Source organism: Hymenobacter sp. FMD4, assembly GCF_058932745.1.
Genome location: NZ_JBZYWH010000002.1, coordinates 99,258 through 123,552 on the forward strand (window position 1 = coordinate 99,258; position 24,295 = coordinate 123,552).

General features: G+C 59.6%; 16 protein-coding genes and 1 tRNA gene. 8 read left to right on the forward strand and 9 right to left on the reverse strand.

What is annotated here, in order from left to right; translation table 11 throughout:
• Nucleotides 1-10 precede the first annotated feature (10 nt).
• Entirely contained in the window at nt 11-430 is a 420-nt protein-coding gene (locus AC5FXY_RS02390) for an ester cyclase (protein ID WP_493555030.1), read from the reverse strand.
• A 206-nt stretch (nt 431-636) separates the two neighbouring features.
• Here AC5FXY_RS02390 and AC5FXY_RS02395 point away from each other — a divergent pair, with 206 nt between their 5' ends.
• Nucleotides 637-1,602: a DMT family transporter gene (locus AC5FXY_RS02395; RefSeq protein WP_493555031.1), complete on the forward strand. Its 966-nt coding sequence runs from the start codon at nt 637-639 to the stop codon at nt 1,600-1,602.
• A 30-nt stretch (nt 1,603-1,632) separates the two neighbouring features.
• Here the strand turns inward: AC5FXY_RS02395 and AC5FXY_RS02400 are convergent, their stop codons facing one another.
• The 3 genes from AC5FXY_RS02400 to AC5FXY_RS02410 all read right to left on the reverse strand — a co-directional run bounded on the left by AC5FXY_RS02400 (nt 1,633) and on the right by AC5FXY_RS02410 (nt 9,569).
• Nucleotides 1,633-2,607 carry a lipid A deacylase LpxR family protein gene (locus AC5FXY_RS02400; protein WP_493555032.1) on the reverse strand — a complete coding sequence of 325 codons (975 nt, stop codon included), beginning with the start codon at nt 2,605-2,607 and terminating at the stop codon, nt 1,633-1,635.
• A gap of 208 nt (nt 2,608-2,815) precedes the next feature.
• Nucleotides 2,816-7,615: an anti-phage protein ProA gene (gene proA, locus AC5FXY_RS02405; RefSeq protein ID WP_493555033.1), complete on the reverse strand. Its 4,800-nt coding sequence runs from the start codon at nt 7,613-7,615 to the stop codon at nt 2,816-2,818.
• 187 nt (nt 7,616-7,802) lie between these two features.
• On the reverse strand, nt 7,803-9,569 hold the full coding sequence (locus tag AC5FXY_RS02410) for an amino acid permease (protein ID WP_493555034.1): 1,767 nt from the start codon (nt 9,567-9,569) through the stop codon (nt 7,803-7,805).
• 388 nt (nt 9,570-9,957) lie between these two features.
• On the opposite strand from AC5FXY_RS02410, the gene AC5FXY_RS02415 reads away from it, so the two are divergent.
• The 3 genes from AC5FXY_RS02415 (at nt 9,958) to AC5FXY_RS02425 (ending at nt 12,347) form a co-directional block, all read left to right on the forward strand.
• Nucleotides 9,958-10,362 (forward strand): hypothetical protein, encoded by a 405-nt coding sequence (locus tag AC5FXY_RS02415; RefSeq protein ID WP_493555035.1) that lies wholly within the window; start codon nt 9,958-9,960, stop codon nt 10,360-10,362.
• Nucleotides 10,363-10,440: 78 nt separating this feature from the next.
• Nucleotides 10,441-11,193, forward strand: a complete 753-nt coding sequence (locus tag AC5FXY_RS02420; RefSeq protein WP_493555036.1) for a carboxypeptidase-like regulatory domain-containing protein — start codon at nt 10,441-10,443, stop codon at nt 11,191-11,193.
• A gap of 35 nt (nt 11,194-11,228) precedes the next feature.
• Nucleotides 11,229-12,347, forward strand: a complete 1,119-nt coding sequence (locus AC5FXY_RS02425; protein ID WP_493555037.1) for a lipocalin-like domain-containing protein — start codon at nt 11,229-11,231, stop codon at nt 12,345-12,347.
• Between the two features lie 57 nt (nt 12,348-12,404).
• On the opposite strand, the gene AC5FXY_RS02430 is transcribed toward AC5FXY_RS02425, so the two are convergent.
• Nucleotides 12,405-13,589: a sensor histidine kinase gene (locus tag AC5FXY_RS02430; RefSeq protein WP_493555038.1), complete on the reverse strand. Its 1,185-nt coding sequence runs from the start codon at nt 13,587-13,589 to the stop codon at nt 12,405-12,407.
• Between the two features lie 452 nt (nt 13,590-14,041).
• On the opposite strand from AC5FXY_RS02430, the gene hemA reads away from it, so the two are divergent.
• Entirely contained in the window at nt 14,042-15,316 is a 1,275-nt protein-coding gene (gene hemA, locus AC5FXY_RS02435) for a glutamyl-tRNA reductase (RefSeq protein ID WP_493555039.1), read from the forward strand.
• 274 nt (nt 15,317-15,590) lie between these two features.
• On the opposite strand, the gene AC5FXY_RS02440 is transcribed toward hemA, so the two are convergent.
• Entirely contained in the window at nt 15,591-15,899 is a 309-nt protein-coding gene (locus AC5FXY_RS02440; RefSeq protein ID WP_126694788.1) for an ArsR/SmtB family transcription factor, read from the reverse strand.
• A gap of 257 nt (nt 15,900-16,156) precedes the next feature.
• Between AC5FXY_RS02440 and AC5FXY_RS02445 the strand changes: the two genes are divergently transcribed.
• Nucleotides 16,157-17,383: a Glu/Leu/Phe/Val dehydrogenase dimerization domain-containing protein gene (locus tag AC5FXY_RS02445; RefSeq protein ID WP_493555040.1), complete on the forward strand. Its 1,227-nt coding sequence runs from the start codon at nt 16,157-16,159 to the stop codon at nt 17,381-17,383.
• A 167-nt stretch (nt 17,384-17,550) separates the two neighbouring features.
• Complete coding sequence (locus tag AC5FXY_RS02450; protein ID WP_493555041.1) at nt 17,551-18,690, forward strand: mechanosensitive ion channel family protein; 1,140 nt, start codon at nt 17,551-17,553, stop codon at nt 18,688-18,690.
• Nucleotides 18,691-19,095: 405 nt separating this feature from the next.
• Here AC5FXY_RS02450 and AC5FXY_RS02455 read toward each other — a convergent pair whose 3' ends face one another.
• Together AC5FXY_RS02455 and AC5FXY_RS02460 are read right to left on the reverse strand one after the other, a co-directional pair.
• Nucleotides 19,096-20,004, reverse strand: a complete 909-nt coding sequence (locus AC5FXY_RS02455) for a TerB family tellurite resistance protein (RefSeq protein ID WP_493555042.1) — start codon at nt 20,002-20,004, stop codon at nt 19,096-19,098.
• A gap of 108 nt (nt 20,005-20,112) precedes the next feature.
• Complete coding sequence (locus AC5FXY_RS02460; protein WP_493555043.1) at nt 20,113-22,641, reverse strand: hypothetical protein; 2,529 nt, start codon at nt 22,639-22,641, stop codon at nt 20,113-20,115.
• A gap of 191 nt (nt 22,642-22,832) precedes the next feature.
• Between AC5FXY_RS02460 and AC5FXY_RS02465 the strand changes: the two genes are divergently transcribed.
• Nucleotides 22,833-22,910 (forward strand) — tRNA-Val (locus tag AC5FXY_RS02465).
• A gap of 46 nt (nt 22,911-22,956) precedes the next feature.
• On the opposite strand, the gene AC5FXY_RS02470 is transcribed toward AC5FXY_RS02465, so the two are convergent.
• On the reverse strand, nt 22,957-24,237 hold the full coding sequence (locus tag AC5FXY_RS02470) for a glycosyltransferase family protein (RefSeq protein ID WP_493555044.1): 1,281 nt from the start codon (nt 24,235-24,237) through the stop codon (nt 22,957-22,959).
• Nucleotides 24,238-24,295: the final 58 nt, after the last annotated feature.

Here is a 24,295-nt window from a genome sequence, read left to right on the forward strand (position 1 = left end):
GACCCAGGCTTTATAAGCCCATCTGGCGGTTTTGTGCGGCAGAGTCGCGGGCTCCCCAGCGGCGCTGGATGCGGCCGTTCTGCACCAAAAAATGCTCCATGGCCACGATTTCGTAGGATTTCCCCGTAACCGGCCCGCCGCGGAAGGACCCTACAGACTGCCCACGCTCTACGTAGCGCACCATCACATTGTCGCCCTCGGCCACCATAGCTTCGGCTTGCAGATTTAACCGAAAAGCGGCGTGCAACTCTTCCCAAATGGGCACTACTTGCTCCATGGTTCCCCAGCCCAGTACGCCGTACACCAAGGCGTCTTCGGCGAAGATGCGGCGTAGCGCGGTCATATCGCCGCGGTTGAAGGCATCGATGTAGGCCAGCACAAGTTGCTTGTTGGCTTCGAGGGTTGGCAGTTGGAGCTCTAGGGTTTTCATAGCAAGGAATGGAACGGTTGGCAGATACGAGGTCAATGGAGCAGCAATACTACCAAACCCCGCCCCCCGCGTCAATCGCATGATCGGGTGACCACCTCATTACCACTTATTTATCAGACACTTACTCATGAACCAGATAAGAACCCACGCACATTCGCAAGAATCCGGAGGGCTTACCTCGGTATATGTTCCGACCTTTGCCAGCCATGTCATCTGCTCCTAATATTGCCCCGGCGGAGGCCGTCTCCCCTGCCCCGCCCACGGTTCCGGGCCCGCCGCCACATACCACGTCGCTATCAGCTTGGATTCTGCTGGTAGTACTGGCCGCCATCTGGGGCACGTCGTTTATTCTAATGAAGAAGGGCCTAGCGGTTTTTTCGCCGCTGGAGCTGGGCGCTACCCGCGTCACGGTGGCGTCGTTGCTGCTGCTGCCCTTTGCCCTGCAGCACTTAAAGCGCGTTGACCGTAGCCGTTTTAAATGGCTGCTGCTGAGCGGCGTAATTGGCACGCTGATTCCGGCCTTTCTCTTTGCCTACGCCGAAACCAAACTGGCCTCGGGCCTCGCCGGTGTACTCAATGCCCTCACGGTGGTCTTCACCCTACTTATGGGCGCCTTATTTTTTGGGCAGCGCATTACCTGGCTGCGGGCGGCGGGCATAGTCGCGGGCCTGCTGGGCACCATTGTGCTGATGGGCCTGGGCGGAAGTGGTGGCGACGCTACGCCCACAGGCGAAGGCAATGCCTGGTACGGGCTCTTCATCGTGCTGGCCACTATGGGTTACGGCGTAAGCATCAACGTAATTAAGAATCATTTGCACGGCATCCCGTCGGTAGCCGTTACAGGGCTGTTGCTGATGCTGATCGGTGGACCGGCCGCGGTGTACCTGCTGATCGGCACTGATTTCCTTTACAAACTGCAGCACGTTTCGGGTGCCTGGACGGCTTTTGGATACATCGCGCTGCTGGCTACGCTAAGTACGGCGGTGGCCATGGTGCTGTTCAACAAGCTCATTCAGCAGTCCACGGCTCTGTTTGCCTCGTCGAACACCTACTTGGTGCCTATTATGGCGCTGGGCTGGGGTTTGCTCGATGGGGAAGTTATCAACGGCTGGCACCTGCTGGGCATGACCATTATTCTGCTGAGCGTGTTCATCATTAACCGAGCTAAGTAGCAGCCGCCTTGCCCACCTGAACGAACTGCCTCAGAACGCCACCAAAGCGCTGAACTGCAGCCAGCGGTGCCGGCGCCCCCCTTGGAATTCAGGCGAGACGTTGACGACTGTGGTTTCCAGACCCACTCCCGCGTAGCTGACCACAAGGCCGTACGCGGTGCGCCAGACGCCGCGGCTTATCTGGCTTGCGGGCAGCACATAAGGGCTTTGCCGATTGAGTAGACCGCCCTGCAGCGTGGCGTTGTAGCCCACTAGCCGGCCTTCGGCCTGAGCCTGTGCGTAGAGCTGCAGCTTGCGCGGGGCCAAGAAACTGGGGCGGTTACTGATACCTAGGTTGGCCAGATATGGGTTCATCAGCCCCATGCGAAGCCGCCCACCCGCACTCCCGTAGGTATAGAGCGTTCCGACGGAAGCGGCTGCACTGCCGATCAGTTCCGCCGCTCGACTCGCGGTTAGCAATTGCCGCTCATACCCTACCTGGTAGCCCAGCACTACATCGTGCCCGATCTGGTAATCCCAGCCGCGGGGCGTGGGCGAATCCAGCCATTGGTGCAGCGTGGTCTGAAAGCCCTTGGCGCCAGCTCCTGGCCCAATGTAGCCGAGGTTGAAAGTTGATGTTAGCCGGTGACGGCGGGTAGGGTTGTTGGCCACCCGGGAGAAGGCGGCATAGATATACGAGGCATAGGGTCGGTCACCGTAGCGGATGAAGGCATCCTGAATGCGTAGCGGGGTAAAGCCATCATAGTAAACCTTAATGCCGTAGTAGTGCGTGCTACCCGACGATCCGCGCAGCAACAAATGGCTGGTGGGCAAATGGCGTAGCGCCGGCAACACCACACTCAGACTCATGCCCTGAGTGAAGTAATAATCGGTGCGGAAGGGCGCGTCGTTGGCAAACGTGTACACAATGAGGCGCTCGGGGCTGACCGTGCTATCGGCACTTGGGAATTGCGCCTGTGTGGGACAGGTCAGCAGCAGGAAGCACAGGAGAAACCAGTAACGCATGGGCTGAAAGCGAATCAGACCTTACATACGCCGTTGGCTCTGCGTCTGGGTTTACCAGCTGAGTTTATAGAGCACGAGAACGAATAAGCTCAGATCAGCAACTGCGCATCACCAGGGCAACTTGATGACCAACCTTGAACTACGGCTCGGCACTGCCTACTCACCTGCGGCTCTTTGCAGAACGAATCTTGGCGCTATGGTAGGGTAGCTACCTCACCTTGAGCACGCCATTTATTTCTACCAGTTGGCCTTGGTTCAGCAACGCTTGCACAGTAGCGTCGATGTGCTGCCGCATCTCGTCGGAAAGGCGACTAAAGCCCAGCAAACGCGCGGTGGGCAGGTACACCGTGTCGCGCGGTAGGGCAAAGCTTTGCTCCACCACGGTACGCAAGGCGTGCGCCAGCTCTTCGGGAGCTATCAGGCTCAACTTGCGCGAAGCGGCCGGCAGCGCACTCCGGTCACGCAATGGCGGCGTTTGCATGGTGTTTTCCCAGAGGAATTCGCCCTGCTGGCGCAGGTGGCGCAGGTTGGCGGCCAGCTTGGCCGCTTCCTGAACTGTGCGGCGCATGCGGGCCCCTACCTGCGCCGCCCCGCTAGCCTGGGCAAGACGGCGGGTGGCTTCGTCCAAATGAACCGGGCTTTCCACACGCACAATGTGCGTCAGCCAGTTGGCCAGCTGGCCTAAGCTGTGCTGGTGCAGCTCGCGGTGCCCGACAGCAGCCGGCAGTTGCGCTACCTGATACGGTTCGGCGAGCCGGACAGCAGCTTCGTCAGCGGCTTCGCGGGTGATAACAGCGCCTGAGGCCAGATCCGCAACGGTGGTATCAGGTTCGGCGGGCTCGTCAGAAGCATCGAGAGCGGCACAGCGGCGAGCTTCTTCAATGACCTGCACGACCCGCTCCGTCTCGCGTTGCGGGTCTCGAAACCAATCGGTGCTCCAAATGCGGTGCAGGCGCCAGCCCACGGCTTCCAGCACTTGCTGGCGCAGCCGGTCCCGGTCGCGGGCCGAGCGGGCGCTGTGGTACATGGCCCCGTCGCACTCGATGCCAAGCACGTAGCGGCCCGGCTGCTCCGGGTCGACGACAGCCAGATCGATGAAAAAGCCCTGCGAGCCAATCTGCGGACGCACGACGTAGCCGCGGGCCGCGAGGGCGCGGCCCACGGCTTCCTCGAAGGGTGACTTCATGGCCCGGTCGGTTTCCTGATTTAGGTTCAGGCGGCCGTGTTGGGCGAAGTCCAGGAAGGTTTTGAGGGCCGCCACGCCTTTAGCGCGGGTACGGTTTAAGTCAAGGTCGTCGGCAGTCAGGTTGGTGAAGATTTCGCAACGCTGCTTGGCGCGGGTAATGAGCACATTCAGGCGCCGCTCGCCGCCTTCGCCGTTTAGCGGCCCAAAGCTCATGGTAAGGTAACCATCTTTGGTGCGCCCGTACCCAATGCTGATCAGCATCACGTCCCGTTCGTCGCCCTGCACGTTTTCCAGGTTTTTGATGAAAAAAGGTTCGTGCGGGTGGCGGTTGAAGAAGGCTTCGGTTTCGGGGTGTTGCTTACGGCGGAGTTCCAGTGCATCCTGAATAGCCTGGCGCTGTGCGGTGCTAAAGGCCACCACGCCCAGCGTGAGGTGCGGCGTGGTGCTGGCGTGGTGCAGTACGGCCTCGGCCACGGCGGCGGCTTCCAACGGGTTGGTGCGGGTGGTGCCGCGCTCGTAGTGGGTATCGGGCAGGTGGTGATACACCAGACCCAGCTGCCCCTGCCCACCAGGACTGGGAAAGATGACGAGCTTGTCGTCGTAAAACAGGTGGTTGGAAGCTGCAATAAGCGACTGATGCAGCGAGCGGTAATGCCAGCGCAGCATGCGTTCGGGCATTTGGCGGGCCTTGCACAGCTCCAGAATACTCTGAATATCGGCCGTGACGTTTTCTTCGTCAGCCTCTTCCCCGGCGCCCGTCAAGGAGTCAAAGAAGGAAGTTGGCGGCAGCTGCTTGGAGTCGCCGACGACTACCAACTGCCGGCCGCGGGCAATAGCGCCCAAAGCCTCTACTGGCTTCACCTGGCTGGCTTCATCAAACACCACCAGATCGAACTCGACGGCACCGGGCGGCAAGAAATTGGCCACCGACAGGGGCGACATCATAAACACCGGCTTGATGGCCTGCACCGCCCGCCCGGCTTCTTCCATTAGTTTGCGTAAGGGCTTGTGCCGGGCTTTTTTGGCGAATTCATTGCGCAGCGTCAGCATCTGGCCACCAGCCTGGGGGTGCGGTAACTGCTCAAAATGCCGCAGCATAGCCCGCACCCGATTATGGTGTAGGCTGGCGCGGTCGGCTTGGCGGAAGCGGGCCACGGTTTCTTCGTGGGCAGCGCGTTCAAACTGGCGTAGGACCGGGTACTGCTCGTAGGCTTGGCGCTGCAGGTATTCCAGCCAGGTTTGGCGCACGGCGCCCGTCAAGTGTTGGGCAGCTTGCTCCCATTTTTCGGCCAGCACCAGCAGCTCCGGCAGTTTCTCGGCGTGGGCGGCCGCGGCCACGTTGTTCCACTCCGTCATCAGGCGCAGCGCCGGCAAGTCGGCTTCCCAGGCCGCCAACGTGCTTTGCTGGGCCTCAAAGGGCTGAAACTGCAGGCGGCCCTCGGGCCCAAAGCGGCGCGGCTCGTTGAGCTGCAAAGCACCAACCACGGCTTGCATAGCGGCGCGGTGTTGGTGTAAGGCGGCTTCCAATGCTGCCAGTGCCGTGGAAATATTATTCCCAACTCCCGTAGCACTGGCCAAGTAGCTCAGCAGCACGGAGGGCAGCTGGCCCTGCGCAATGCGCTGGTGCGTAAGCGTAAGATAATCAGCTACGCGCTGCAGGCTGGGCCAGTTGGAACGCAGCCCCTGCCATTGATTGCCGAACAGCTTTGCCCCAAGCTCATCTGCTTCGGCCATGGCCAGTTTGTGCCGCGCTGCATCGTGAATGGCATCAATGACGGCGACCAGCGTAGCGGCGTCGACAGGAAGGGCGCTGCGCCACAAGCTTTGCAGACGTCGGCGGGCGCGGCGGTAGTCGCCGCTGAGGAATTTCCACCACTTGTCACCGTAGGTCAGCAGGGCCGTGCGTTCGGCGAGCAACTGTTGGTCCCAGGCTTCGGGCAGCAGCGTAGCCTCGTGCTGCTGGCGCAAGGCAGCGTAAGTAGCGCCGGCCTGCAGCAGTTCGGCAATGCGAGCTGCCTGCAGCTGCCAAGTCGTATCGGCAACGGCTGTGCCAGCTAATGATGGCGCCAGTTGGGCGTGGCGGGCCGCAGGCAGCAGCTGTTCGGCGGCAGCGCGGTCGGCCGGTACAGCCAAACCTAGTTGGGCTGACAAGGTGCGGGACCTTTCCTGCAAGCTACGAAGCGCGCTTTGAGCTGCGTGCAGCTCGGTGGCTAGCCTGTGTTGGTCGGCTGGCAATAGCACCGTCAGCTCACTGCCCCAAAACAGAAGCTGCTGTGGCCGACCTACTTTTTGCAGCGTGGCTTGCAGCCGCGCGGCCAGGTCTTCGGCATGGGCAGCATCGGCATCGGTCCAGGTGCCAAGAGAAGAAAAAGGAATGCGCGGCAAATCTGCGGCCCCGACTTTTTCCCGCAGGTGTAGCAGCTCGCCGGCAACTTGCTGCGCGGTACGGCGGCTGCGGGCGATGGGTGCATTTACGGCCAGGGCATAATCATTCAGGGCAGCACGGTAGCGGGGCAGCTGCGCCAGCTGATCTTCCAGGGCCGCGGCGGAGGCGGGCCGCCCGAGGGCTAGCGTGGCCTTCAGCTCATCGTGCAAGGCTTTTTTGTTGGCCTTATGGCTGTGCAGCTCCAAGCAGGCCGCGCCAAGGCCCAAGCTATCCAGGCGGCGCTTTACCACTTCCAGCGCAGCCATTTTCTCAGCCACGAACAGTACGCGCTTGCCCGCGCCCACAGCCTCCGCCAGCAGATTGGCAATGGTTTGGGATTTGCCGGTGCCAGGCGGGCCCTGCACCACGAGGTTGCGGCCCTCATGCACGGCCAGCAGCGCCAGCAGTTGCGATGAATCGGCATCGAGCACTTGATGCAACTCGTGGGCCGGGCTTTCATGGTCCAGAAACGTAGTGTCGCCGATGCTGGGCGCGGGGTCCTGGAAGCCCGTATCGGGCCCGAGCAGGGCATTGATGGCCGGGTGCTCCAGCAAGGCGGCTCCCGCCGGCCAGTTGGCCGGGTCTAGGTCGCGGTAGAGCATGAACTTGCCGAAGGAAAAGAAACCCAGCGCAACAATATTAGGCTCTACCTGCCAGCGCGGCAGACCTGCAATGGCTTCGCTCACTGCTGCATAGTACGTTGCGAGCGAGCTGTCTTCTTCCAGATCGGGCAGCGGAAAGCCGATGCCGAAATCCGCTTTCAGCCGGGCTTGCAAGGACAAATTGCCCTCAACTTCGGCGCCGGTATGGCGCAGCTTGAAGCGTTCGGCCGCCGTACCGCGCTCTAGCAGCACCGGCACCAGCACCAGCGGCGCCTGGCGCGGCTCTTCACTGCTGACAGCTTCGTACCACGTCAGCATGCCTAGCGCGAGGTACAGAATGTTTACCCCTTGCTCTTCCAAGCTGGTGCGGGCCGTGTAATAGGTATTGAGCAAGCGGCTTTCCAGTTTGACCAGCGGCTCGGTGGTCTGCAGCTTATTGTCATAAAGCTCGGCTTCAGATGCTTCCGTGACCGGGGCAATATCTGTGGGGCCGCAAGGTTGCGCTAGGCCCGCCTCTGCAGGCTCCGCTACCGGCTCAGCACCAACGCCTTTGTTGTCGGCCGCTGCCTGGAAGTACATGATTTTGCCTTGACGCACCAGCACATCATACACCAGCTCCGACTGCTCCCGCACCACCACCACGCCCTGCGCCTTGGACAGGCGAAAGTTCAGCAGCGGATTGCGCAGGCCCAGGTCTAGCAACTCCTGCCGGGAGGCCTGCAGGCGAGCAAGTATCGGGAGCGAACCAGAAGCCTTGGCGGCCGAATTATCAAGCGGAACAAGCTCTGTCTCCATACTAGTGGCGCGTAAGGTGCTTCACGGCAATAGCGGCCAATTTATGGCTGTTTGACCGGTTTATGTGCAACTACAGCGACGCAGAGTTGAGGCTGCCGGATTGCCGCGGTCGAGCCATTGCTCAAACAGAAACCCCGGCCGCGAATGGAGCAACCGGGGTTTGTAAGTCTTGCTGAGCGTCGCGCTGCTAGGCCGCTTTCAGGTTCAGCTTGCTGTGCTTGATGCCGTAATTGAAGTAAATGGCTAGGCCGATGATCAGCCACCCGCCAAACAGCACCCAGTTGCTGATGCCCAATTGCGTCATCAGGTATAGGTTGGTGAGCAGGCCCAGCACCGGCAGCAACGACAGTTCTTTCCGGAAGGAAACCACCGCTATCCACACACAGGCTACGATGAACACGAGCATCGGAATCTGGTGGCGGAAGCCCTCGTAGCCGTCGCCGAAGCCGGCCACGCGCAGGAAGTCGCTGGCGCCTTCGCGGTTGTAGCTGAAAATCAGCGCCAAGCCGATAATCATCAGTGCCGGCACCGTGTAGCGGCCGTTCACGTACGGCACCCGGAACCGGGCATTGCTCTGCCCCTTCGGGTCGATGACAAGGATGCCGCCGCACACCAGCGCAAAGGCGAATAGGGTGCCGATACTCGTCAGGTCAATTACCAGGTCCATGTTCAGCAGCAGGGCCGGTACGCCGACGAACAGGCCGGTTACGATGGTCGAGAACGAAGGCGTGCGGAACTTGGGGTGCACGCGGGCAAACACCGGCGGCAGCAACCCGTCGCGCGACATCGTCATCCAGATGCGCGGCTGCCCGAGCTGAAACACCAGCAGCACCGAGGCCATGGCGAAGATGGCTGACACGGCCACAATCTTACCCAGCCACGTCACGCCTACTTTGTTAAACACATACGCCAGCGGGTCGCCTACGGCCAGCTCCTTGTAGTTCACCATGCCCGTCAGCACCAGCGTCACGATAACGTAGAGCACGGTGCAGATAATCAGCGCGTAAATCATAGCCCGCGGCAAGTCACGCTGCGGATTTTTGCACTCCTCGGCCGTGGTGCTGATGGCATCGAAGCCGATGTAAGCAAAGAACACCGCCGATACGCCCTTTAGCACGCCGCTGATGCCGTTTGGAGCGAACGGACTCCAGTTGGCCGGCTCGATGTAGAAAATGCCGACGGCAATAACCACAAACACCACAGCCATCTTCAGTAGTACCAGTAGGTTTGAGGCATTTTTGGACTCTCTGATACCAACGTACACCAGGCTGGTAATTACCGCCGTAATCAAAAATGCCGGCAGATCTACCACGAAGCGCAGGCCACCAAACAGCTCCGGCGCCGCGGCCCAGGCTTTGTAGGCTTCCAGCTGATCGGGGGAAGCCTCGGTGAGGGGCTTGTTGTTCTGCATCAGCTCCATGATGGTGTGGTAGCCCTTGTAGGCACTTTGGGTGCCCATGGTGAGCCACAGCGGCAGGTTAATACCCATACCGCTGAGCAGGCCGGTAAAGTAATCCGACCACGATATGGCTACCACGATATTGCCGACGGCATATTCCATAATGAGCGCCCAACCGATAATCCAGGCCGTCAGCTCCCCGAAAGAGGCGTAGGCGTAGGTATAGGCCGAGCCCGACACGGGAATGGTGGCCGCGAACTGCGCGTAGCACAACGCCGAGAAGGCGCAGGCAATGGCCGTAAACACAAACAGCAGCGACACGGCCGGACCGCCATCGTGCGAGGCATTGCCGATGGTGCTGAAAATGCCCGCCCCGATAACGGCCGCGATGCCCAGGGAGGTCAGGTCGCGCACCGTCAGGTGGCGGGCTAGGCTATGCTCGCCGGGGTGCGTGCCGTGCAGGTCTTCGTCGGCCGGCGGGTTGGCGAGCAGGTCGGATACTTCTTTGCGGCGGAACAAGCCAGCCGTGCGCGTGGGAGGTAGAGGGGCAGCCAAGGCGGGTTGGTTGGGATTTAAGGGCCAAAAGATAGAGAATAATGCGCCGGGGCGGCACGTTTGCTGTATTCCGGCCCGGTATCTTTCGCTTATGGCTCAGCTGACCATTCCCGTTCCCTGCCCCGTCCAATGGCAGCAGATGACCCCTACCGGCTCCGGTCGGCACTGCGCCGCCTGCGAAAAGGTAGTGGTTGACTTTGCCACCATGACCGATGCTGAGGTGCTGGCTTACTTCGCGGAGCCACACCGGGACAACACTTGCGGCCACTTTCGGCCCGATCAGCTTGATCGGCCGCTGGGCGGTTCGTCGGCACCGCCGGCATCATCGTGGGCCGCGTGGCTAGCCGCGGTGGCTGTGGCTTTGAGCAGCTGCGAAACGCCCGAATCCGTGAATAAGCCGCTGGCAACGCAGGCGCAACAAGCCATTGCAGATTTGGTGGTTGTCAAGGGCGCTGTATTCGATTTTCACAGCCATAAACCTATTGCTAAAGCGCTTATCGGCTGTCGAGCCGATACTTCTTTTTGGACAAGTAGCCAGTCCAATGGCTCCTTTATCCTAACCCTTCCCCGTTCACTAGCCGATTCGCTTCTGCTAGTTTACGCTCATGAGTCACCAGAAGGCTATGGCTACATTCCCCGCTTGGCTTATTCCAAACCCAACATGATAGTCCGACTGCGGGAACATCTTGGAGTACTAGGAGAAGTAAGAAGCCTACCCGGCGAGTGGATACCACCTATTAAAACTGACACAATCGTCTTCATTCCTCCGACAGATCTACCTAAGGGAAATTAAGAGAGAAAATTGACTCATGATGTATGGAAACGAGCAAACTGCCGCATCTATGGTGCAGTACACACCAAGCACCGCTCTATGCGCCATCATTTACCATTATCCGTTTCCGTCCGCCAGCCCTGCTCCGAAAATTGGGAGCAAATGACGCCTACTCAGCAAGGCCGCCACTGCGCTGCCTGTCATCGGGAAGTCGTTGACTTTACTGCCAAGTCCGACGCTGAGCTACTGACATGGTTCTCCCGATCGACCAGCGGTACTTGCGGCCGCTTCCGCGCCGATCAGCTCGACCGTCGGCTATTATCTCCTCTTCCCGGCAGCCAGTGGAGGGTGTGGCTGGCTGCGGCCGCGTCATTGTGGAACCTGCGGACGCTTATGCCTGAAGAAGCGGTTGCTCAACATGCAATACCTACCGAGCAGCATCGTTCGCCAGCCGCTTCGACACCAAAAAGCACAGGTGGTCAGTCAACGCTATTAAGGGGCTCGGTGCTGGATTCGGCCACCCGCGTTGGGATTCCAGGCGTTACTGTGTTGCTGAAAGGCACTACCATTGGCATTTCGACCGACCCAAATGGTATGTTCGAGCTTACTGTTCCGCAAAGCGTCTTACCTACTCCACTAGTCGTAACTATTATGGGTTTGGGCTATGTATCGGAGGAAGTAATCGTTACGGACACTAGTATTCCGATGCAGCCCGTAGTGCTGCGCCCAAACCGCCAGCAATTGAATGACCTGATAGTAGTGGGCGGCTATTGCTTCATACGACCTTGGTGGCATCCTTTGCGGTGGTACCACAGCACACGCAATAAGATACAGCGCTTGCTCTATCCTTGAAACCTTTCCCCGCCCCCGCCGCTTATTTCGGGGTTATGAATAAGCTGCTCCCGGCCGCGGCCTTGCTGCTGACCTTGCTCAGCCCCGCTTGCTCCCTCAAGCCTACTACCAAGAACGACGTCTTCCAGGAGCGTGCCCAACTTCCGCAGGAAGAGGCCCCGCACGTGCGCAACTCCCTGGAATGGTGGTACTTTACCGGCCACCTACGCGACTCCTTGTCGGGCCAGCAGTACGGCATTGAGTACGTGTTTTTCCACTTCAACCCCACCGGCAAGAAGGACCACCTGATGGTAAACGTGGCCGTGACCGATCCGCAACAAAAGCGCTTCCGGTACGACTATAAGTGGTCGGGACTGAAAAACGAGCTGCCGGCGACCCTGCCGCTCAATCTCAGCCTGACCAAAAAGGACCAGACCTGGACCATGCGCGGCCAGGAGGGCAACTACCAGCTACAGGCCGACATGGCCAGCCACCCCGGCTTCGGCCTGAACCTGACCACTCGCCCCGCCAAGCCCGTACTGCTGCACGGCGGCACCGGCTACGAAAATTACGGCAACATCGCCAAGGCCGGCTACTACAGCTACCCGCGCCTGGCCACCAGCGGCACGCTCACCATCGATGGCCAGCCGCGCGCCGTCACCGGCGAACTTTGGTACGACCGGCAGTGGAACTGCGGCTCCGTCACGCGCAAAGACATCGGCTGGGATTGGTTTAGCATTCAGCTAGATCAGCCCCGCGAAGAGCTCATGCTCTATACCGTCTTCAGCAAAGACACTGACCAGCAACTCGGCGGCGGCTCGCATTACTCCGCATCCAATGTGAACACGCACCTCGGCGAGCAAGACTACCAACTCGAAACGCTTGGCTACTGGACCTCGCCGCACTCCAAGCTGCGTTACCCCAACAAGTGGCGCCTGCGCGTGCCCAGCAAAGGCTACGACCTTATCATCGAGCCCGTAATGCCCGATCAGGAGCTGACCCTGAAGCTGATAGCTGGCATCAAGATGCACTATTGGGAAGGCATGTGCCGTGTGACTGGCACCTATTACGGTAACCCGGTAACCGGTAATAGCTACGTGGAGCTGACCAACCGCAAAGAGCCCCGCCGCCCCGGCGGCGCTGCTTCGGAAGCTGCTCAGGCAACAGCTAAATGATATAGTGCCTAGACGCACGAAACCCCGGTTAGCACAACTAGCCGGGGTTTCGTGCCTCTAGGCGTTCAAAAGCACCCGAAACGTGGTGCCTTTGCCCACTTCCGACCAACGCACGTATAGTCGGCCCTTGTGGTAGTTTTCAATAATGCGCTTGGCTAAGGCTAGCCCCAGGCCCCAGCCCCGCTTTTTGGTGGTAAAGCCGGGCTGAAATACCGTATCAAACTTGCTTTTCGGAATACCCTTGCCGGTATCGGTGATGTCCAAGGCAATCTGCTTCTGGTTGCGGCCGCCGCGGCGCATCACCACCGTAATGGAGCCGCGACCGTCCATGGCGTCCACGGCATTTTTGCAGATGTTTTCGATGACCCATTCCAGCAGCGGAATATTCAGTTTGGCCGTGGTGCCGGGGGGCAGCAGGCTTTCTACCTTGAACACCACCTTGCGCGATACGCGCACCTTCAGGTAGTCAATAGCTCGCTCGGCCACTTCGTAGATGTCCTCGTCCTTGAGCACCGGCACCGAGCCGATGTTGGAGAAGCGCTCCGTGATGATTTCCAGCCGGCGCACGTCCTTGGCCAGCTCCTCTACCACCGGCTCGCCCTCGAAGCGCGGCGACTCCTTCATGTAACTCTGCCAAGCCATCAGGCTGCTCAGCGGCGTGCCCAGCTGGTGGGCTGTTTCCTTGGCTAAGCCCACCCACACGCGGTTTTGCTCGGCCCGGCGGGAAGTGCTGAACACGAGGTAAGCAATAACCCCCAAGGAGGCGATGACGGCCAGCTGCACCAGTGGATAGGTGCGTAGCTGGCTCAGGATCAGGGAGTCTTTATAATAGATATATTGTTTCACGCCCATTCCCAATGCCACCACAATGGGAGTGTGCTGCTCCTTCATATCCACAATTTCCCGGCGCAGCAAGCCATCCTGCCGGTCTCGGCTCAGGTTCTGCGGGATGCTCAGATTCCGGTAATCGATGATGTTACCGTCCCCGTCGGCTAGGATGACGGGAATGGTGGTATTGGCATCGATGATTTCCGTCTTGAGGAAGGCGGTATTGATATCCTCTACTTCTGTACTGATCAGAAAGCGGAGCGTCCGGGCGTACAGATTGATCTGCTGCTGCTCCCGCTCCGACAGCCGCCGCACGAGCAGGTTGGTATAAATAACCGTGACGGCGCCGATAACCAGCGCCACTACCACGATGAGCAGTTTGATGCGGGACTTTTGGTCGTATATGGGAAGCACAGGCAGTAAAAACGGTGGCGGGACCGGCCCAATCAGGAACACATAACGCAGGCCAGCAGCGCGAAAGTACATACCCGCACAGCCTCCTGATGCCTTTGCCGATACGCAATCAGCCCGCCAAGTCCAACGCATAAGCTGGGCTTTGGATGCCCTTGCCCGACAAGAGGCCAACTTTTTTTCGTACAACATCGGGCAGCCCCAGCCAGTCTCACATCATTGGGCGATTGACAGGGCCGACAGCCTTAAATATCTTTAACCTATTGTCTGTAAGGCCAATTCAGCAGCTTTTGAAAAATGATTTTCATCAGTCTCGCGCTGGGTAACCTTGCCCAGGCAGGTCAAAAACGCATTTCTCATTATTCCAGAACCTCTCTACCCAGATAGGTGTTTTTACCCTAGCAAATTGCGCTGTAATTTTGCACTCCACTTCTACGTCGCCCGTAGCACCAGCTATGACCCACCCGTTTAAGGCCGTAGGGCTATCCTATAAAACCGCACCGCTCGCCATTCGGGAGTTGATTGCGTTGGATGAACTGGCCTGCCGTCGCTTTCTCGACACGCTTCATCAGGAGCTCGGCTTGTCCGATCTGCTCGTGCTGAGCACCTGCAACCGTACCGAAATCTACTACGCCGCCGACCGCGACCAGAGCCCCGCCATCATTGAGGCGCTGGGCACCTTGAAGGGCGTGGCCGATATGGCTCCTTACTACGAGTACTTCACGCTCTATAATACTTGCGACGAAGCCGCTCAGCACTTGTTTGAGGTAGCCATGGGCCTTGATGCGCAAGTAGTAGGCGACCTGCAAATCAGCAACCAGGTGAAGACTGCCTACCAGTGGTCGGCCGATGCCGATGTAGCTGGGCCTTTCCTGCACCGCATCATGCACGCGGTCTTCTTCACCAACAAGCGTGTGCAGCAGGAAACATCCTTCCGCGACGGCGCCGCCTCCACGTCTTACGCTGCTGTGGAGTTGGTGGAAGAGCTGACTGCCGACTTCGCCAACCCGCGCATCCTGGTGGTAGGCCTAGGCGAAATCGGGGCCGATGTGTGCCGCCACCTTACCAACAACAAGAACTTCGCCGACGTCACCATCTGCAACCGTACCCGCTCCAAAGCCGAGCTATTAGCTCAGGAGTGCGAAGGGCTGAAGGTGATTAACTTCGAAGACCTTGCCGACGCCCTGCGCGATGCCGACGTGGTCATTTCCTCCATCGCCCGCGACACACCTTACTTTACCGCCGATATGGTGGAGCGCCTGGAGGTGCTGAGCTACAAGTTTTTCATCGACTTGTCAGTGCCGCGCAGCATCGAGCCCGAAGTGGAAGAAGTGCCGGGTGTACTCCTCTACAACATCGATGACATTCAGGGCCGGGCCTCGCAGGCCCTGGAACGCCGCTTGGCTGCCGTACCCCAGGTACGGGCTATTATTGCTGAGACTTTGGCGGGCGTCGACGAGTGGAGCCGGGAGATGCTGGTGTCACCGGTGATTCAGAAAATCAAAGGTGCCCTGGAGCACCTGCGCCAGGAAGAGCTGGACCGCTACCAGAAGAAAGTGTCGCCGGAAGAAGCCAAGCGCCTCGACGACGTCACCAAGTCTTTGATGCAGAAGATCCTGAAGCAGCATGTCCTGCAGCTGAAAGCCGCCTGCAAGCGCGACGACGCCGACCAGATGATCGACGTGCTCAACGACCTCTTCGACCTGGAGCGGCAGCAGGCCACAGCTTAATGCTCCTTACACCATTGACGATGTAGCGCCACCGCACCTGCGGTGGCGCTGTCGTTTAGTACAGACTTGAAGCCCAGCAAGTAGCGCAGCCGGAGCCGCACCTGTCCTTCCCAATAAGTAAGAAAAACACCCTATATAAGCTCGACATGACGGGCTGCTTGGGCTCATGCGCAAGCCAGGAAACCACCAGCGGGCTTCGCTCCCAAACGCACGAAGGCCCTGCTCCTTGAAAGGAAGCAGGGCCTTCACATGCTTGGAAGATGAATGTGGTCCCTTACAGCGTATCACAGCACCCCTCGAGCGTATCGATAACGTCGAGCAGTTTGGGAATGGAAAGGGAGTAGTAGATCTTGGTGCCTACCTTAAACGACGACAGGATGCCGCGGTCTTTAAGGGTGATAAGGTGCTGAGAAGCTATGGCTTGTGGTAATCCGAGCGTGCGGTAGATTTCCGTCACGGTCATTTTATCTTCTTTGCCGAGCAAATCAACGATGGCCAAGCGCTTGGGGTGAGCCAGCACCTTGAGCATCGCGGCGGCCTTATCCACTTTCTTGGATTCTACGCGCGAAAGCAGTGGTTTCATGGAAGCGTGCAAGGGTGGAAATATTATTCCGCGGGAATACGGTACGCGTAATACGTGCTACCTATAGTCTAAAGTTCCTATACAAGGCTCCTTTTTGTGCCTTTCCGCGAATCCTGCCTTCCTGAGGGACTTTCAGACGGATAAGTTTTTAGCCCATTCCGCTGGTCAATGTACCTTTGCCCGACAGGCAGCGGCCCCGTCCGTGCGCCTTTGTCCCGAACATACTCTCACTCCTACCCCACCCCTCCCCGCTGATTATGCGCGACTTATTGGCCACCTTCGAAAACAAGCGTCCCGAAATCGTCTTTGAGTGGAAAGACTCCGAAACCGAGGCCGAGGGCTGGGTGGTGATCAACTCGTTGCGCGGCGGTGCGGCCGGCGGCGGCACCCGCATGCGCAAGGGCCTCGACAAGCGCGAGGTGGAAAGCTTGGCCAAAACCATGGAAGTGAAGTTCACCGTCTCGGGACCGGCCATCGGCGGCGCCAAGTCAGGCATCAACTTCGATCCGCAGGACCCGCGTAAGCGCGGCGTGCTGGAACGCTGGTATCGCGCCGTGATTCCGCTGCTGAAAAACTACTACGGCACCGGCGGTGACCTGAACGTGGATGAAATCCACGAGGTAATTCCTATTACGGAGGATTACGGCCTGTGGCACCCGCAGGAAGGCGTGGTGACGGGCCACTACCGCGCCAGCGAGCCGCAGAAGATTCAGAAAGTAGGCCAGCTGCGCCAAGGCGTTATCAAAGTGGTGGAGGACGAACTGTTTACGCCCGACCGCGCCCGTCGCTACACCGTAGCTGACCTCATTACCGGCTACGGCGTGGCCGAAGCCGTGCGCCACTACTACCGACTCTGGCCTGAGCAGGACGTAACCGGTAAGCGCGCCATCATCCAGGGCTGGGGCAACGTAGGCGCCGCCGCAGCTTATTACCTAGCCCAGCAGGGTGCGCTTATCACCGGCATCATCGACCGTGCTGGCGGGCTGCTGAAGCCTGAGGGTTTTACCTTCGAGGAAATCCGTGCCCTGATGCTTAACCGCCAAGGCAACGCGCTGGCGGCCGACAACCTGCTACCTTTCGCCGAAGTGAACGAGCAGATATGGTCATCGGGGGCTGAAATCTTCGTGCCGGCCGCAGCTTCGCGCCTGGTTACCCGCTCGCAGGTAGAGCAACTGCTGGCCGGCGGGCTGGAAGTCATCAGCTGCGGCGCCAACGTACCCTTCGCCGATCCGGAAATCTTCTTCGGCCCCACCGGTGAGTTTGCCGATGCTCATACGGCCGTCATCCCCGATTTCATTGCCAACTGCGGTATGGCGCGGGTCTTTGCTTACCTGATGGAGACCAATGCGGAAATCACCGACCAAGCCATTTTCGGCGACATTTCCCGCATCATTCTGCGCGCTCTGGAGCGTACCTATGCGCAAGGACATCAGCTGCAGATAGCCCGCACATCGTTTGAGTTAGCCCTGCGCCAGCTGGTGTAGCCCGGCCTCGGCGCTGCTGGCGACAGGCATCTGGCGCAGTTTTACAGCCCCGGCAAGGTGTCAGAACCCTGCCGGGGTTTCGTCTGCCGACGAGTTTTGACAAATAGCCTTGGCACGCGCCGCGCAAGCGCCTGCCACCTCTTTAGCGCTACCACACTTGTTTACCCATGACCATCCACGAGTTTCTTAACCAACGCTTCTTCGGCAATACCGTCGGGCAGTTTATGGTCTGCGGCATTATTCTGCTGCTGGGCTTCCTGCTGCGGCGGCTGATGTCGCGGTTCGTGTCGAAGCTATTTTACCGGCTTACCAAGAAATACACCGCGGGCGTGTCAGAGCAGGAACTGAGCGCACTCCTGATCAAGCCGCTGTCGGTGGTGCTGTTTCTGCTGACGCTGTTTGTGGCCTTCAACGTGCTGGACTACCCCGTGGAAGTAACCGACCTAGCGCATTCCGACCCTTGGCCTAAGAAAATCGCCCTGCGCTTGTACCAGATCGGGGTGATTTCGGCTACGGCGTGGGTGGTACTGCGCCTCATCGACTTCGCGGTACTGGTGTACCGGCGTCGTAGCGAGTTGATTAGCACCATCACCACTTCCCGCCTCGACGCGCAATTCATTCCCTTTGCCAAGGACTTTATAAAGGTCATTATCCTGATTTTTGCCTTCCTCATAATCCTGGCAAAGGCCTTCGGGGTAAACGTGACGGCCTTGATAGGCGGCCTGGGCATCGGTGGCCTGGCTGTGGCATTTGCGGCCAAGGAAAGCCTGGAGAACCTCATTGCCTCGTTCACCATCTTCCTCGACCGGCCTTTTCAAGTAGGCGACCTGGTGGAAGTGGGCGGCATTACGGGCTCGGTAGAAAAGATAGGTTTCCGTAGCACCCGCCTGCGCACCATCGAGAAAAGCTACGTGACGGTACCCAACAAGTCGATGATCGACAAGCCGTTGAACAACTTGTCGCTCCGCACTTCGCGCCGGGTCAATTTCGTGCTGGCCTTCAGCCACGATACCAACAGCGAGCAACTGCGCGCCATCATGGTGGATCTGCAGCATTACCTGCAGGAGCACCCGCAGCTCACGGAAGAAGCGCACATTCGCCTCACCGCCCTCACGCCCATTTCCCGCGACGTCACCGTGCAGTACTTCGTGCAAACCACCGACTACAACGAGTACATGACCGTGCGCGAAGGCATTTACTACCGCATTCTGCAGATCATCGAGCAGCACGGCGGATCCTTTGCCTCGCCCGACATGCAGTTCCGCGCCCCGCAGTGGCCGGGCTTCGGCATAGTTGGCACTACCTGAGTGGTAACACCAACTGGATCACAACGAAGCCGGCGAGGATATCCCCGCCGGCTTCGTTGTGCTTGGCCCACACTGACCCCCAGCTCACTGGAACTTCGTCGACTTAATGCGCACGCGGTGGTTGATGATGTTTACTTCCTTTGCCCGCGGGCAGGCTTAGGCTACCTTGGTGCTCCAGCTTCGAACGATTTAAGTACAGGGTAACGCTCGTTAGCGCAGGGCTGGCATCGAGTAGCGGGCGCGTCTGGGCTTGGGCGCTGAAGCAGGCGCCTAAAACAGGAATAGTACACGTAGTTGCATGCAAATGCCGATCAGATGAACGCGGCAAGTTGAGCATCTTCCTCCTAACAAAAAACGGCTGCTCCGCGGGAGCAGCCGGTTCTGATCAATTAAGACAACAGCGTGTTATCGCCCGCCGAGCAGGCCGCCCAGCAGGCTACCCATGCCGCCGCCCATCAGGCCACCGAGGCCGCTGCCGCCGGTGCTGCGCGGGCCCATCTGAGGACGGCCACCCAGGCCACCCAGTACCGTCATGAGGCCACCCAGCCCGCCGCCAGGCACGCCATAACCGGCTGGCCGGGAGCCGTAGCCGCCCGAAGCACCACCAAGCATTCCGCCGAGGGCGCCGCTGTTCATCAGACCGCCGAGCAGGCCGCCCATGGTACCGCCGCCGCCCATGGAAGCGGCTGCACCACCTAGCAAGCCTCCCAGAGTGCCACCGCCTCCGCCCATCATTCCACCACCCATCATGCCGCCGCCGCGGTTGCCGCCCATCACGCGCGACAATACCATGGGCGCTGCTACAGCTAGCAGACCAGTAAGCGCTGCCTGAGGCGGAATGCCCACTGACCGCAGCTTATCGCCGATGGAGTCCATAAAGCCTTGTGGCGCCTGTTGAGGGTTTTGTGCCTGGGCCTGCTGGGTCTGATTGACAGCGGTTTCCAGGGCGTTTACCTGCTGCTGATTCAGGCCGAGGTAAGATGAAATTTTATTGACCATGGCCTCTTCCTCGTTGGAATAAGCGCCATCGGCCCGGGCAAAGCTGATCAGATCCGTCACTAGCGAATAGCGTAGGTTGCTGTTGCGTAGCTGATCTAGGTTCGCCTTGATGCTTTCGTTGTTGGAATCCTGTGCGGCATGAAGTACCTGCTGGGTGCTCTGCCCCGATAAGCCGGCCACCTGAGCCATTTGCTGTAAAAATTCCGCTTCTTGCTGCGAGGCTTGACGGTCGGCCGTAGCAATACTGGCAATTACGCTGAGGTAGGCGGTTTTCTCCTGCTCGGAGTATTGGTTAAACACTTCTTCGGGCTGCATGTGGGGGTGTTTTGGGGTGAATAGATAGTTCATGACCCATCGCACCGCGCACGGCGGCGAATGGCTGTTAGCCTTACGCATCGTTTTCAGTAAATGTTGACGCTGAGCTTAGAACTCGAAGTACTCTCCCAACTGAGGCTGCGCTGGCTTTTTTTCTTTGGATGGCACTGGTCGTACAGCCGGCTGCGTTCGAACGGCAGGCCCCGATGAGCTGGTTTCGTTGCCCCCGCCCGCCGGCGGGGAAGCTGTTCCCGCTGGACTATCGGTCGTTCCTTTCTCGCCGCGTCGCACCACGGTTCTTTGTCGTCGGTCCCACCCAACGCGGAAATTGTCCTCCGTTCCCCACACCCGCAGCAACAAATCGGGTCCGCCGCGGCTTACCACACCACCAGCGTCGCCGTCGAAAATGGGCCGGCGCAGGCCCGGTAGCAGCGGCACCACCAGGTGGTAATCCATGTGCTGATCGAAAGTGTGGGTGCCCGTCAGCCGAATTACGGAAGCGCGCTTGACGTTGGAGCGAATCTCCATTTCGGGCACGTACACGGTGCGGCTCTGGATGTAGACCGTGTTGGTCAGCTCGTCGAAGCGCAGCCGACGCAGCTGCTCGCGGCTGGCTAGCATGCTGAGCTGCTGCGCCGGTGCAAAGTCGTGCAGCTCGCCGTGGCGCACTGTAGCGCGCACCTCGGCTTCCAGCCGGTCGGTCAGAGGCTGCAGCTGCGGGCCAAAGAACATGTCCGCCTCGGCCGATGCCGTCAGTTGCCCGCGCAGGTGGCGGCTTTTGATAAAGCTTTGCCCAAAATCCTCGAACACATAAAACAGGCTATCGAGGGGCACTTGCTGGCACGACGCCACGGTACTTACTTTCAGCAGCTCCGGTCGGCGGGCATCAAGCGTGCCACGTACGGCTAGTTGGCCACCGGCAGCCGTCAAGGACAGGCCAGGTGAGGTCAGCACCTGCTCGTGCAGCCGCACCGTACCCCGGGCCGCACGCGCCCGGAACCGGCGGAAGTGTAGTTGCTGCACGTTGGCGTTCAGGTCCAGATCGAGGCTGGCGGGCAAGGTCAGGGCGTATTGCGGCTGACTGCCAGCTTTCGGAGCCGGACCGGTGGGCGCCGCGTCGGCAGCACGCAGCAGCTCATTGAGGTCCAGATACCGCGCCTCCACGTCGGCTTCTACCCGCAGCGGTTGGCGTGGCAGTAGCAGCCAGCCTAGGGCGTTGCGAAACAACCCGTTGATGCGAAAATCGGAGCGACCGGCGCGGCCCGTGAAGTTGGTTACGGCTACATCGTTGCGACGGAGCAGAAAGCTACCGTTGAGGTTTGAGAGCGGCAGGCGCAGCTTGCGGCGCAGGTGCAGGCTTACGTTGCGCAGCTGCAGCTCGCCGGCTGCTTCGCCCGCCGCCCGGGCCGGGTTTTGGCGGAAGGTGCGCAGATTGCCCGCCAGCTGGGCTTCCAGGTGCAGTTCGCCGCGCCCCTGCTGCACTTCGGCCACGGGGAAGAAGCGCAGCGCGTCGGCCACATCCAGGTTGGCCCGCACCTTAAGCTGCAGGTAGGGGTCGTGGAAGTTACGGTACAGCAAGCTGCCGCTGAACGACCGGCCACCTAGCTGCCCGCGCACCTGCTGCAGCTGCAGCTCGGCCGTGCGTTCCGTGGCCAGGGCACCGTTGTCGAAGCTGCCTGTCAGGAACACGTGCTCCACGCGCTGCTTGGTGTCAGGATGAAAAAACGATGCGTCTCGGCAGCCGAAACTGGCCTGTAACCGCGGGTTCTTTTTTGCCGACAGCTCTCCGCGCACCGTGCCGTTGAAGTACACGGCTCCCTGGCTGCGGTACACCGCCATTGACTTGCTGAAGCGTAGCGGCAGCAATGCCAGCACGCTCTGCACATCGGTGTCTTTGCCATCGACGCGCAAGTCGAGCCGCGTCGGCTTGGCCCAGTTGACGGAGCCAGCCACCGCGTAAGCCGCTGCCCCGATGCGCAGCTCCGAGGACTGGATGGAGACGTTGCGTCGGGCGCGGTCGATGTCTAACGTGGCAGCCAGGGTCAGCTCCCGGTTGCGGAAGTAAGTATCGGAGCCCAGCCGCAACGCATCCACCCGAACTGGCCCCGTAGCTGTCAGCTGTACTTGCTCCCCTTCGATGCCTAAGCTCGCCTGCAATTCATGCGCGTAGAAAGAGTAGCGGTGTTGCAGGGCCGAATCGGCGTAATACACGGCCACGTTGCGCAGTTGCACCCGTTCAATATCAAAGCGTACCGGCTCCTCATCGGCCGTTGAGTCGGTTCGGAGGATTAAGTAGTTCGGCTCGCCCCGCCGATCCAGACGCACGGTCACGGCTCCGTTCTGCAGCGTGAGCGTACGGATGCGGTAGCGGCCGCCGAGCATATCCCAAGCATCGAAGGAGCAGTGTAGCTGCTGCAGGCGCGCCAAGGCCGTAGTGTCTTGCGGCAGCGAGCCACTCACTCGCACGTCACGCAACGAGATGCTCACGCGCGGAAAATCTTGCCACCACGACATCTTGAGTTGTCCTACCTGCACCGGCGTGCGCAGGTAGCGGTTGGCTGACTCTACAAATAAGCCAATGATGCGGTCTTCCCCTAGCCAAAGCGCCGCAGCCAGCCCCACTACCAGCAGCAGCACCGTCAACAGCCCATATCCCATCCACTTTAGCGCCCGCACCCGATTTTTTTTAGCGTTGATACTGAAAAGCTTGCGTTAAAACGCCGGTTTTAACGCAAAATTTCCGTCCGAAATGTCGGCAAACTGTTGCGGTTTCCGAAAACACCCCCCATATTTGCACTCGCAATCGGGACACAAGCCTGGTTAGCCAAGGGGGATTAGCTCAGCTGGTTCAGAGCATCTGCCTTACAAGCAGAGGGTCGGCGGTTCGAACCCGTCATCCCCCACCACTGAAAGACTGTCGGAAACGGCAGTCTTTTTTTGTTTTATCGCCTTTCATACTGCCTGTTTCTTCTGAAGCCGGGCATTGCGCAGCCGCTGCCAGGTGATAAATGGGAACAGCACGAAGGCCGGCTCGGCAAACAAGCGCCAGCGGTAACCGACAAAGAATACGACGCTCAGCGTCAAAACCACTGCAAAAGGTGTGAGCAGCATCACATCGGCAAGCTGAAACCGCAAGCCACGCCACTGGACAGCGGTCAGCAACAGGCTGACAAGAAACGCCACATGCACTACTGCAGTCAGTGGATTAATATCGGTCCGCAGGGCATTGGCCACGAAGTTGCGCGGGCTGAAAAATACTTTCAGCTTCTGCCCTACTAGGCGCACCTCTTCCGCTGGGTGCTCGGCCACCCACGCGCGAGCCAACCGGGCACGGGCTTGGCTTTCCTGGTATTGGTCTAGTTGATGCAGCTCGGGAATATTGTCCAGCACCCATCGGCCAAATGGTTTGTCGGCTTCGTCCCAGTCAAACATGAATTGTCCCTGGGTGTAGGAGTTATGTCCTTGCAAAAGCTCGAACCCAGGCTGCGTGCTCAGCACCGGGGCGCCAAAAAGCTGATTGTTCTTGATCAAAATGGGCATGTGTGCCGTGACGACCAGCCCCAACGTTAGCAGGGCTGGCTGCCAAACCTGCCGTAGCGTGTGCTGCTGGTAGCTGCGTAGCAGCAGCCACCCGAACATAATGCCATATACAGCCAGCAGATAGCCCCGCAGCAGGCACGACAGAACTACCACGGTGGCCAGCAGCAGAGCCTTACTCAACGGAAGTGAACGGCCTTCAAGCAGCCGCAACAGTTGATACATACTCCACACCAAGGCCGGTAGGCATAGGTTTTCGTACCAGAACCACGCGCCCACGTACCACAGCACCGATGGGTATAGAGCTAGTAACAATCCGCCTGCCCAAGCCAGCTGCGGCGGAACCTCGTACCACCGCAGAATGCGCTGCCCATAAAGCCACGTAAGCACGCCCCCTGCGGCCATGAGTAAGTACATCCCCGCCGTGAAGTAGTGCCGCGGCAGTCCCAGTTTAAACCAGCCTGCGTACACCCACACCGGAAACGCGGCGTGAAAGGCATCGGGCCGCAGCGCCTGGCGCACTGGGTCGTGGCTTACGTAGCCATGGCCCTGCAGCCAGTTTTCAGCAATGCGGGCGTTGCGCACTTCGTCCCAATTCCACTCTAGCCCGGGGTTGTTGTGCCACAGCAGGCCGAGACGCAGGCCAAACATCAGCACGGCAATCAGCCAGAAAGAAGGAGGAAGACGACGAAGCATACGGCAGGTAAGGGTGGGCACAAAGAAACACAGTCGCTGACGAAGCTACCTTTGCGTT

What these genes read in the sequence shown, in the direction of transcription:
- AC5FXY_RS02425 (WP_493555037.1), top strand. Translation starts at nt 11,229, where the DNA reads ATGAATAAGCTGCTCCCGGCCGCGGCCTTGCTGCTGACCTTGCTCAGC.
- AC5FXY_RS02445 (WP_493555040.1), top strand. Translation starts at nt 16,157, where the DNA reads ATGCGCGACTTATTGGCCACCTTCGAAAACAAGCGTCCCGAAATCGTC.
- AC5FXY_RS02420 (WP_493555036.1), top strand. Translation starts at nt 10,441, where the DNA reads ATGCGCCATCATTTACCATTATCCGTTTCCGTCCGCCAGCCCTGCTCC.
- AC5FXY_RS02395 (WP_493555031.1), top strand. Translation starts at nt 637, where the DNA reads ATGTCATCTGCTCCTAATATTGCCCCGGCGGAGGCCGTCTCCCCTGCC.
- AC5FXY_RS02470 (WP_493555044.1), bottom strand. Translation starts at nt 24,237, where the DNA reads ATGCTTCGTCGTCTTCCTCCTTCTTTCTGGCTGATTGCCGTGCTGATG.
- AC5FXY_RS02390 (WP_493555030.1), bottom strand. Translation starts at nt 430, where the DNA reads ATGAAAACCCTAGAGCTCCAACTGCCAACCCTCGAAGCCAACAAGCAA.
- hemA (WP_493555039.1), top strand. Translation starts at nt 14,042, where the DNA reads ATGACCCACCCGTTTAAGGCCGTAGGGCTATCCTATAAAACCGCACCG.
- proA (WP_493555033.1), bottom strand. Translation starts at nt 7,615, where the DNA reads ATGGAGACAGAGCTTGTTCCGCTTGATAATTCGGCCGCCAAGGCTTCT.
- AC5FXY_RS02455 (WP_493555042.1), bottom strand. Translation starts at nt 20,004, where the DNA reads ATGCAGCCCGAAGAAGTGTTTAACCAATACTCCGAGCAGGAGAAAACC.
- AC5FXY_RS02450 (WP_493555041.1), top strand. Translation starts at nt 17,551, where the DNA reads ATGACCATCCACGAGTTTCTTAACCAACGCTTCTTCGGCAATACCGTC.
- AC5FXY_RS02400 (WP_493555032.1), bottom strand. Translation starts at nt 2,607, where the DNA reads ATGCGTTACTGGTTTCTCCTGTGCTTCCTGCTGCTGACCTGTCCCACA.
- AC5FXY_RS02440 (WP_126694788.1), bottom strand. Translation starts at nt 15,899, where the DNA reads ATGAAACCACTGCTTTCGCGCGTAGAATCCAAGAAAGTGGATAAGGCC.